Origin of the sequence: Delftia sp. ZNC0008, from assembly GCF_000799035.1 — a bacterium.
GTDB lineage: Bacteria > Pseudomonadota > Gammaproteobacteria > Burkholderiales > Burkholderiaceae_C > Comamonas > Comamonas tsuruhatensis.
The window spans coordinates 22,200-32,194 of record NZ_JTKZ01000252.1 but is presented as its reverse complement, the minus strand read 5'-3'; the positions used below and the strand labels follow the sequence as shown (position 1 = coordinate 32,194).

The window sequence follows — 9,995 nt, the reverse complement described above, 5'->3', positions numbered from 1 at the left end:
CTGGACGTCCTGCTGCCGGCGGACAGCCCCGCGCCGCAGTGGAAGGGGCCGCACCTGAACCTGTCCTCGCCGGAAAACCGGGGCATCGACGGGCACAACGTTCTGAGCATCGGTTTGGGCATTGCGCAGGTGCTTGGCGGTGCGCAGCGCTCTGCCAGCGCCGGCACCGATCTGCCCCTGTTCGACCTGCGCGTGCTGGTCGCCGAGGACAATCCCGTCAACCAGGTGACACTGCGCGGCCAGCTCGAGAGCCTGGGCTGCGAAGTCACGGTCGCCGACGACGGGGAGGAGGCGCTGGCGCTGTGGGACATCAGCCCGCACGACCTGGTGCTGACGGATGTGAACATGCCCTACCTCAACGGCTACGAACTCGCCGAGCGGCTGCGTTCGGAGGGGGTTGCCTGCCCCATCGTCGGCGTGACCGCCAATGCCATGCTGGACGAGGAAAACCGCTGCCTGAACGCCGGCATGAATGCCTGGCTGGTCAAGCCCATCCAGTTGCGCACCCTGGTCCGCACCCTGGAGAAGTTCGCGCCGAGAAAACGCCTGCGTCCGGCGCCTGCCCAGGCGGGCGCTGCGTCGGCGGACATTCCCCCGCCCCCGGCCCTGTCGGAGCCCAACGTTTTGCAAACGCACAGGCAGGTCTTCGTGCAGTGCATGAACGACGACATCGCAATGCTGGCCCGCGGCCTGCAGGAGCGCCGGCCCGACCTGGCCGCCCAGGCCCTGCACCGCATGCGCGGCGCCTTGCTGCTGGCCAGGATGCAGGAGCTTGCCGCCCGCACCCAGGCGCTGGAAGAGCGGCTCCTGAACGGCGCCCCGGAGCCCGGCCTGCAGGCCGCGCTGTCAGTCCTGCTGGACGACCTCCTGGCCGACCTTCGCGCCATGATGGCGCAATTGCCCCAGCCCTAACCCTTTACTTGCGATCCCATGAAACTGAAACTGCGCATTGCTGTCGTGGACGACCACGCCGTGGTCCTGCTTGGTGTCAAGGACTTCCTGGAGCAGGACCCCAATCTCCAGGTCGTGGCCACATTCAGCACGCCATCGGCCCTGATGCAATACGCCAGATCGAACCCGCTGGACGTGGTTTTGACCGACTACTCCATGCCGGGCGACGATGTCTATGGCGATGGCCTGCGCTACGTGGACTATCTGATACGCCACTTCCCGGACATCAAGGTGCTGGTGCTGACGACCGTCTCCAATCCCATGATCATCTCGGCCCTATATGACGCCGGCGTCGCCGGTGTGCTGCTCAAGGAAGAGCCGCTCACCCAGATCATGGCGGCGCTGCAGTGTGTCCGCCTCAATGCCCGCTACTATTCGCCCTCATTCCAGGCCGACACGCCCAGGCAGGAGCGGTCCGTTTTCCTGGCCGAGCGCGCCAACAGCCTCTCGCCGCGCGAGTTCGAAGTCCTCAGGCATTTCGCCAATGGTGAGTCCATCACCGAAATCGCCGCACGGCTGCGGCGCAGCGTCAAGACCGTCAGCCTCCAGAAGAACTCCGCCATGCGCAAGCTGAACGTGGACAGCAACCAGGACCTGGCCGCCTTCTGCGCCGAGCACCATCTCTTCGACTGACCGGGCTGCGGGCTGCACCAGCCGGTCAACCTTCCAGCGCCTGGCCTTGCGCCTGGCTGCCGCCCTCGGCGTCCACCTCACTCAGGGGATAGTGCGGTTCGGACGGCATCAGGCGAAACCCCAGAAGTGCCCCGCGCCGGCTTGTCTTCATCGCCAGGGGCGCCTGGCAATGCACGCAGTCATAGTTCACAAAATTGGCATCCTGCTCCAGTGAATAAAAGCGGAACCTCAGTCCGGGGTGGGGCTTTGACAGGCTTGTATTGCTCAGCAATTCGTAGCACGGGTCGCACAGTTTCTGGGACGTTCTCTTTGGCTGCATTTCTGGAAAAAACGGATCGATGTACCGCTCTCCAGTCTTGCCCGGCCTTGCGCAGCCCAGGTTAAGACGATTCTTATTGCCGTACGACGCGCATCAACGCGGCTGCTGCTGCGTCGTGCAGTGGATGCCGCCGCCCCCGGCGGCAATCGCGTCGATGTCCAGCTGCACCACCTCGCGGCGGGGAAACAGCTCGCGCAGCAGGGAGCGGGCGTTGGTGTCCGCGCGGGCATCGCCAAACTGCGGGGCGATCACGGCGCCGTTGCACACATAGAAGTTGATGTAGCCGGCCGCGAACTCCCTGGACTCCAGCTTGCTGCGCACCGATGACGGACCCTTGAGCACCTGCACGCTGAGCTTTTGCCCGCGCGCATCGGTGGCCTGGCGCAGTATGTCCAGGTGGCGCCGCGTGACGGCGTAGTCGTAGGAGTCCGGGTCGTCGTCCAGCCCCGCCACCACCACGCCGGGCGAGGCAAAGCGCGCATAGAAGTCGGTGTGCCCGTCCGTGATGTCGCGGCCCGCAATGCCGGGCAGCCAGATGATCTTGCGCAGGCCCAGCAGGCGCTTGAGTTCGGCCTCGCAGGCGCTTTTCGACAGGCCCGGATTGCGGTTGGGGTTGAGCACGCAGCTTTCGGTGATGAGGGCCGTGCCCTGGCCGTCCACCTCGATGCCGCCGCCCTCCAGCACCAGCGCGGTCTCCAGGTGGCGCACGTTGGCGGCTTCGGTGACAAAGCCTGCCACCTCGGCATCGTTGTCATGCGCCTGCTTCTCACCCCAGCCGTTGAAGTTGAAATCCACGCCCGCCAGTTCGCCCTTGCTGCTGCCAGTGCCGCTGCCCAGCCTGCGCACGAAGACCGGCCCGGTGTCGCGCATCCAGAGGTCATCCACGGGCTGCACATGCAGCTTGACGCGGTTGCCGCACAGGCGCGCGGCCAGGTCGTAGTCGCGCTCGCGCACCAGCATGTTCACGGGCTCGAAGGCGGCAATGGCGCGCGCAATGCCGGCCAGGTGCTCGCGTGCGGGCTCCAGCAGGCGGCGGCCCCAGACCCTTTCGCTGGGGCCGAAGGACATCCAGGTGGACTGGTGCGGGTCGCCCTCGTCGGGCATGTGCCAGGTCCCCAGGCTGTCCGGGTCCTGGCGGCTGCCTTCGGCACGGGCTGCCGTGGAGCGGGCGGCGACGGTGCCGGCCAGGGCCGCCACGGGCGACAGGCCCAGGCAGTTCAGCAGGCAGCGGCGGGAAAGGGCGTAAGGCATGGTGTCTTCAGCAAGTGCTTGGGGGAATGCTGCGATTGTCCGAGCCCGTATTCATTCTGAAAATTGATATCTTTTGCCGTAATCGATCAACCCAGCTCATGCTTTGGCAAGCGGCACCGCCTGCTCCACAAGGTAGTCAAACACCTCGCGCACCAGCGCCATGCGCGGCTCGCCCTCGATGCGCGACATCCACAGGCGGCCCAGCGCAAAGGGTGGAATGCCTTCCACCAACTGCAACCGGCCCGTGCCCAGCGCCTCGTCCGCCAGCAGGCGCGATACCACGGCGCAGCCACGCCCGCGCAGCGCCGCGTCCAGCAGCAGGCGCGCGTCGTCGTAGATGGCGGTCTTGCGCAGCTGGCCCAGGTGCTGGCGGATGAAGGGGCCGGTGCGGTCGCTGGTCAGGTCTTCCTCCAGGCACAGCAGGCCGGCGCCTGTGTGCGCCCCGGGTGCGCGCACGGCCACCAGCTCGTCGGCCAGCAGAGGCACCTGCAGCACATCGGTCTGCCGCAGCGGCTCGCGGGTAATGGCGATGTCCACATCCAGCTCGTCGATGTAGCGCGCCGTCTCGTCGGTGGAGACGATGGGGCACAGCTGGGGGTGGCGCTGCAGCAGGCCGTCCAGGCGCGGCTGCAGCCAGCCGCTGGCCACGGGGGCGGGGCAGACGATGGTGACCAGGCTGTCGTCCATGTACGTCTCTATGCGGCTGAGCCCGTGGCGTATCTGGTCCAGCGACTTGCCCACGCTGTCCAGCAGCAGCCGACCCGCCACCGTCAGTTCCACGCCGCGCCCCTTGCGGCGGAACAGCGGCTGGCCCAACTGCTGCTCCAGCTGCGCAATCTGGTGGCTCACGGCCGATTGGGAAATGCACAGCTCCTCTGCCGCGCGCGAGTAATTGCCCAGGCGGGCTGCGGCCTCGAAGCCGATCAGGAACCGGAAGGAGGGGAGGCGGGCATTGGACATGGGCACGGCAGACAAAGCGGTGGAACCGGAATTGTCGACGCACCCAGCCGAAGCCGGGCGCGATGGCCGGGCGCTGTCGTTGCAACACTTGGTTACTTCCTTGACCCATCTCAAATCCCCCAGGCGGCGGCGCCGATACGCTTCGGCCCATGAATCGCCACGGCTTGACTTGGGTCAGCCTGGCCTGGCACGCAGGCATTCCATGCCGATACCGCGTGCGCACACAACAGCGGCGCCCTACGCCGCACAGGAGATGCATCAATGCACATCGGCCAACGTTTCTGGCGCCGCCAAGGGCTGGGCACCAAACTGTCCATCACCAATTTCGTCTGGGTCGCCTCCATCCTGGGCCTGCTGGTCCTGGGTATTGCCTGGGACGTCAGCAAGTCCCTGCAGTCCAGGATGAACAGCGACATGCAGCAGGGCATACGGACGCTGTACAACTTCATCGAGTCCAACGACAAGGAACTGCGCCAGCGCACCCAGTTCCTGGCCGACAGCCTGGCGCACAGCCTGCAGGGCACGCTCAGCCTGGACACCGGTGGCAGCGAGCCGGTGCTGAGACTGGACGGCCAGCCGCTCAACGGCAACGATGCGCAGCTGCAGGCTTTCACGCGCAGCACCGGCGCCGTGGCCACCGTGTTCGCGGCCCAGGGGCAGGGCGACTTCGTGCGCATTGCCACCACGCTCAAAAATGAGAAAGGCGACCAGAGCGCGGCCGTGCTGGGCAGCCGCCTGGACCGCGCTCACCCCGCCTACGCCGCCATCCAGGCCGGCCAAAGCTACATGGGCCTGGCCCACCTGTTCGGCCGCCAGTACATGACGCAATACCGCCCGCTCAAGGACGCGGCGGGTGCCACCGTGGGCATTGCCTTCGTGGGCCAGGACTTCTCGCAACTGCTGGAGCACTTCAAGGACTCCATCCGCGCGCTCAAGGTCGGCCAGACCGGCTACTACTTCGTGCTCAACGCCGAAGACGGGCCCCAGCGCGGCCAGCTGGTGGTGCATCCCGCCCTGGAGGGCAAGAACATCAGCGAGTCCAGGGACGGCGACGGCCGCTTCTTCATCCGCGACATGCTGGACCGCAAGCAGGGCAGCATCGCCTATCCCTGGACCAACCCGGGCGAGGAGCAGCCCCGCGACAAGCTGGTCGTCTTCAGCCACTACGCGCCCTGGAACTGGGTCATCGCCACCAGCGCCTACGTGGACGAATTCGTCTCCGAGACCCGCAGCCTGATCCTGCAGTTCGCCCTCATGGGCCTGGGCGCCGTGCTGCTGCTGTCGGCCGCGTGGTTCTGGCTCATCCGCCGCATGATCGTGCGCCCGCTCAAGCAGGCCAGCCACATGGCCTACGCCATTGCCGATGGCGACCTCACCTTGCGCGTGCACAGCGACCGCCATGACGAAATCGGCCACCTGCTGGAGGCCATGAACACCACCAGTACGGGCCTGACCCGCGTGGTCGGCAGCGTGAACGAACAGGCCCACAGCGTGGCCCTGGCCAGCGCGGAAATCGCCCAGGGCAACCAGGACCTGGCCGCCCGCACCGAAAGCGAAGCCAGCGCGCTGGAGCAGACGGCCGCCGCCATGGAGGAACTGGGCTCCACCGTGGCCCACAACGCGGACCACGCGCAATCGGCCGACCGCATCACGCGCGAGGCCCAGCGCGTCGTCACCGAAGGCGGGCAGGCCGTGCGCAAGGTCGTGCAGACCATGCAGGGCATAGACGCCAGCAGCAAGAAGATCGCCGACATCATCGGCGTCATCGACGGCATTGCCTTCCAGACCAATATCCTCGCCCTCAACGCCGCCGTGGAAGCGGCCCGGGCGGGCGAGCATGGCCGGGGCTTTGCCGTGGTGGCCGAGGAAGTGCGCGCCCTGGCAGGCCGCAGCGCCGAGGCCGCCAAGGAAATCAAGCAGCTCATCAGCCACAGCGTCGCCGAAATCCACACCGGCAACCAGGAGGCCGCGTTTGCCGGGGAAACCATGGAACAGGCCATGGAGGAAATCCGCAAGGTCACCCAGCTCATCTCGGACATCAGCCACGCCAGCGCCGAGCAGAACAGCGGCGTCGCCCAGGTGGCCGAGGCCATCACCCACATCGACCAGACCACGCAGAAAAACGCGGCCCTGGTCGAGGAAATGGCCGGCGCCGCCGCAGGCCTGCGCCACCAGTCCGATCAACTGGTGCGCGTGGTCTCGGTCTTCCGGTTGCAGGGCGGCAGCAATGCCCAGGCACAGGCGGCGCCCCGTGCACCGTCGCTGGCGCCCGGCGCGGCCAAGGCATCTGTGCCCCAAGCCGCCCCGCCTGCCGTTGCCAAGCCTGCCACCCCGGCCGCGTCGGCTGCCTCGGCAAAACCGGCTGCCGCCAAGCCCATCGCCATGGCCTCCACGGCCGATGACGACTGGGACAACTTCTAGGCGCCGCGCCCGCCTCAGTCGTGCCGCGCCATCAGGTCACGGCGGCGGCGCTCGTAGTAGTGCCGCTGGCACTCGGCCGCCTCCTGCCAGGCCTGCCTGTCTATGGCTTCCTGCACATGGTCGGGCAGCGGCCGGGGCGGCACAGCGGTGGCCAGCATGGCGTCCATGCCCTCCAGCGGCGCAAAGCCCAGGCAGGGCAGCTCGAATGGCAGCGCGGGCTCCTGCGCATTGGCAAGAATGGCCCCCAGCGCCCAACGCGCCATGCGGTCAAAGAACCCGTCAGGGTGCCCATGGTTCCAGTACCGCGCCATCTCCGGCCCCGCAAACCGCATGGCGTCATAGGCATGCCGGGGGTTGTGGCGGGCCAGCTCCACCACCTCGCTGAACCAGATCTCTCCAATCCCGTAGTGCTCATGCCCGCTGTTCACGCGTGGCGGCACAAACCACTGAATGCGCTCCCCCTTCGCATTGCGCCGTGTGAAAGACAGGTCATCGCAGGTGCGGATGCGGCGCAAGACCTTGGGCGCGGGCCCCGGGATCAGGCTCTGAGGCGGGTGCATGGCATCGTGCCCGGGCCGGGTCTTGCGCTTGGTTTTGCTGACTTTGGCCGATGCATCCATGCTGGCCAGGACCTTGTGCTTCACCCAGCGCCTGAAGCGCTTGGCCTCAGGTGAGGGGCTGGCCTGGATCAGTGAATGCAGTCCGTCTGCACTGATGCCAGCCACGGCTTGGCGCCTGGGCTTGCGGCCGGGCTCGCTGGCAAGGCGGACGGTGCAGCGCTGGGCCTCATCGAGCTTGCCCGTGGCCACTTTGTGGCGGGAGATTCCCAGGGCAGTGCACACATCCTTGGCAAGGAACCAGGTCACGCCGTTCTTGGAGAACGTGCGGATCGGGATGTCGCCGAAGTGGAGGGTTTGGGGGGTGATGTCGTCTGCGGGGACGGCACGGGAGGGGGATCGCAAAGCCATGAATGGCCTCCTATGTCAACACGGTCATAGGGTTGCCCGTCTGTCTTTGCCGCAATGGCTTTATGCAGCGGCGGGCAGCCCGGCCATAAACAAGACTTGCCCTGGATTGCAGGGCAAGACAAAGCGTATGGACGAAACGCCACTGACTTTCGGGAGTGACTTCCGCCTATGAAGGTGTGTTGAGCACCGGGGGGATCGTAGCAGGTGTGGGCGTGCGGGAGCTGCCCAAAGCGGTTACGTAGGGGTGCTGGATGGAGGGTGTAGGGAGGTGTTGAATGAGGGGCTTTGCAGTGAATTGCGAGGGCAACACCTGTTTTGGTTTCTTCGCAGTTCAGTGGTTCAAGGCCTGTGCGTCAGTAGTAGGCCACCGCAGGCGGTTGAACGACGGCTTCAGGCTGAATGCAGCCCTTCTCAGTAGGACCGCCGACCAGCGGCTCTTTTGTGCAGAGCAGTCAGTAGGCCATCGTCCGCTGTCGCTGTGCACTGTCACCGAGTTTTACTTGTCAACGGATAGCTGAGGGCCGTGAAGCACCAGCAACGCAGTACCCTTTGAACCTCCGTTACTGCCCGTGCAGCTTCCTGATCAAGGCGTCAAGCGCTGTGTCGTCGGAGCGCCAGCGATCGAAACCCGATATCCACGTTGGGTGAGGTTTTCGAACGCTTTCGACAGGTTCACCTTGCTAAAAAACGGTAAGTTCTGCTTGAGCGTCGCACTGTCCTCACCTAGGATTAGAAAAACAATCTCATAGTCAGCGCTCTTGAGGGTGTCCAAGGGCACGAGATCACGAGCAGCTGGATTTACACCGCGTAGCACCTTTCGCGCCTTCTTGCGGAAGGCTTTGTCGCCGAGCATGATTTCAGCAGCCACACCACCCTGAGCAAAGAGATGGCTCAGTCCAGCCGATCCGCCCTTGCGATGCTTTACGTGCACCAATTGCTTGGCAGGAGTCAGGAGATCGCAGAGTTCTATGGACGATGTAGCCCGGTCGGTCTTGACGAGCTTCTTGTCCAGCAGGAAATATCCATGCGCCGCCGCCGCTCGAGTGTTGTAGTCGCCCTCGGACTCAATTTTCGATTTACCTCCTTCGGCCCACACTTCAACTGGTGGGAATGAAAGGGTGGATATCTGAACCAAGTCCAATGTCTCGGCAATACGGCCAATGAATGTTGCGTCAACCTCGTACCACTTGCCATCGAAGATGATCTTCGTTTTATCGCCATCGACGATCTCGTAGTAGATACAGCGATACACCGGGTGTTCGGTCACGTTGCCATCGATATCGTGGACAAAAAGCCTGTCGCGCTTCAAGCTCTCGACAGTTAGGCGCGCCAGATCAGGAATGGTGGCGAGGTAATCGGCCGAATGGATGACGGGACGCACACTCTCTTTGTTCCGCGTAAAACTAAATCCGAGAATCGTGTCCCAGGTGCCGATCTCCGGCAGTGTGACCATGACTCCAGGATTGCGCGCGGAGACAGCTTGAAGCAACTGCGCGTTCAGCGCGTCGACCGAAGCGTTATCCTTGACCTTACGGACGTTGTCCACCCACGAGAATGACGTTTTGTAGTCGTCATTGACGTAGTAGCCTTTGATGCGGCGGGCCAACGCGGGGAAATCTGCGGTTTCCATTTCGGAGCCAAAGGAGAACATCGCATCTCCACCGGCGATCTGCCTAAGGCCAACTCCACGCTTGGGTACGCCCGTCACAGCGCGAAGAACATCCCTTAGGATGTCAATCCCGAAGACGCCTACCTCCGAGTCGCGAGCAGCCTGAGACTTCTTCTGAACAGGCTGGTCTTCGAGGGTATGCAAGTCGACGCTGCGCAGTGATTTGTCGTCGAGGGTGTTGAGCGCTGTACGGAGGCCAAAGTCCTGAACGAACAGTGACTGGTCGATCAAATACCGGCCGTAGCCAAAGGTAAAGGCAAAGACGTCGCTGTCCACTCGAAGCAATAGCACCGCAGAACTCGATCGATTTGCGAGGTCGGGTATGACGCGGCCCGCAACTTCGTCGAGCAAAGGCCCCCAACTAGGCCTCTTCTCAGCACTTCGTCTCACGTAAAGGGCTCCGTCGATACCTAAGGTGTCTGCCATTGGGTAGGTGTCCACTAGTGCATCAGCAAGCAGATCCGCAAATATTTGGCCGTCGCCTAAAGGCTTCGCCATAAAAAGGTTCAAGCGGCGGTAGCTTTTAGCCATCTCATTCTCCCAGTTGCGTTCGACGCCAGCGCACGACTCGGAGCGCCATCTTTTTCTCAACCATAGTAAAACAACAACATCCGTAAGCTCCGACAGGCTGGAACTTGCAGTGGTCTTCGCTGCATTTTCAACAGAAGCGTTTCATCAGGCTGACCTGATCTACTTGTAGTGTTGAAGCTGCAGTCAAAGCATCTCGCACGTAGCCGGTATGGAGCCTAGTTCCTGACAGAGCTCGTCAAAAAGCAAACTTTTGACGTTTCACAACTGGTCCACAGACTTCCCAGAAACTGCT

The 9,995-nt window shown here is 64.0% G+C and carries 8 protein-coding genes; 3 read left to right on the top strand and 5 right to left on the bottom strand.

Translation table 11 applies throughout. The features are described 5' to 3' along the window. Both L995_RS08400 and L995_RS08395 read left to right on the top strand, forming a co-directional pair. Positions 1-912, top strand: a 912-nt coding sequence (locus tag L995_RS08400; RefSeq protein WP_047470947.1) for a response regulator, incomplete at its 5' end; no start/stop codon positions are given. 18 nt (positions 913-930) lie between these two features. Beyond that, positions 931-1,584 (top strand): response regulator transcription factor, encoded by a 654-nt coding sequence (locus L995_RS08395; RefSeq protein WP_047470945.1) that lies wholly within the window; start codon positions 931-933, stop codon positions 1,582-1,584. A 25-nt stretch (positions 1,585-1,609) separates the two neighbouring features. Here the strand turns inward: L995_RS08395 and L995_RS08390 are convergent, their stop codons facing one another. From L995_RS08390 to L995_RS08380, 3 genes are all read right to left on the bottom strand, one after another. Next, complete coding sequence (locus L995_RS08390; RefSeq protein WP_047470942.1) at positions 1,610-1,903, bottom strand: hypothetical protein; 294 nt, start codon at positions 1,901-1,903, stop codon at positions 1,610-1,612. Positions 1,904-1,996: 93 nt separating this feature from the next. After that, complete coding sequence (locus tag L995_RS08385) at positions 1,997-3,154, bottom strand: agmatine deiminase family protein (protein WP_047470940.1); 1,158 nt, start codon at positions 3,152-3,154, stop codon at positions 1,997-1,999. Positions 3,155-3,250: 96 nt separating this feature from the next. Next, a complete protein-coding gene (locus L995_RS08380) occupies positions 3,251-4,114 on the bottom strand; it encodes a LysR family transcriptional regulator (RefSeq protein WP_047470953.1) in 864 nt (287 codons plus the stop codon). Positions 4,115-4,375: 261 nt separating this feature from the next. Between L995_RS08380 and L995_RS08375 the strand changes: the two genes are divergently transcribed. Continuing rightward, a complete protein-coding gene (locus L995_RS08375; protein WP_047470939.1) occupies positions 4,376-6,535 on the top strand; it encodes a methyl-accepting chemotaxis protein in 2,160 nt (719 codons plus the stop codon). A 14-nt stretch (positions 6,536-6,549) separates the two neighbouring features. Here L995_RS08375 and L995_RS08370 read toward each other — a convergent pair whose 3' ends face one another. Next, positions 6,550-7,503 carry a BRO-N domain-containing protein gene (locus tag L995_RS08370; RefSeq protein ID WP_047470937.1) on the bottom strand — a complete coding sequence of 318 codons (954 nt, stop codon included), beginning with the start codon at positions 7,501-7,503 and terminating at the stop codon, positions 6,550-6,552. Between the two features lie 583 nt (positions 7,504-8,086). Beyond that, a complete protein-coding gene (locus tag L995_RS08365; protein ID WP_047470935.1) occupies positions 8,087-9,703 on the bottom strand; it encodes a TIGR04141 family sporadically distributed protein in 1,617 nt (538 codons plus the stop codon). Positions 9,704-9,995: the final 292 nt, after the last annotated feature.

What these genes read in the sequence shown, in the direction of transcription:
- L995_RS08395 (WP_047470945.1), top strand. Translation starts at nt 931, where the DNA reads ATGAAACTGAAACTGCGCATTGCTGTCGTGGACGACCACGCCGTGGTC.
- L995_RS08390 (WP_047470942.1), bottom strand. Translation starts at nt 1,903, where the DNA reads ATGCAGCCAAAGAGAACGTCCCAGAAACTGTGCGACCCGTGCTACGAA.
- L995_RS08385 (WP_047470940.1), bottom strand. Translation starts at nt 3,154, where the DNA reads ATGCCTTACGCCCTTTCCCGCCGCTGCCTGCTGAACTGCCTGGGCCTG.
- L995_RS08380 (WP_047470953.1), bottom strand. Translation starts at nt 4,114, where the DNA reads ATGTCCAATGCCCGCCTCCCCTCCTTCCGGTTCCTGATCGGCTTCGAG.
- L995_RS08375 (WP_047470939.1), top strand. Translation starts at nt 4,376, where the DNA reads ATGCACATCGGCCAACGTTTCTGGCGCCGCCAAGGGCTGGGCACCAAA.
- L995_RS08370 (WP_047470937.1), bottom strand. Translation starts at nt 7,503, where the DNA reads ATGGCTTTGCGATCCCCCTCCCGTGCCGTCCCCGCAGACGACATCACC.
- L995_RS08365 (WP_047470935.1), bottom strand. Translation starts at nt 9,703, where the DNA reads ATGGCTAAAAGCTACCGCCGCTTGAACCTTTTTATGGCGAAGCCTTTA.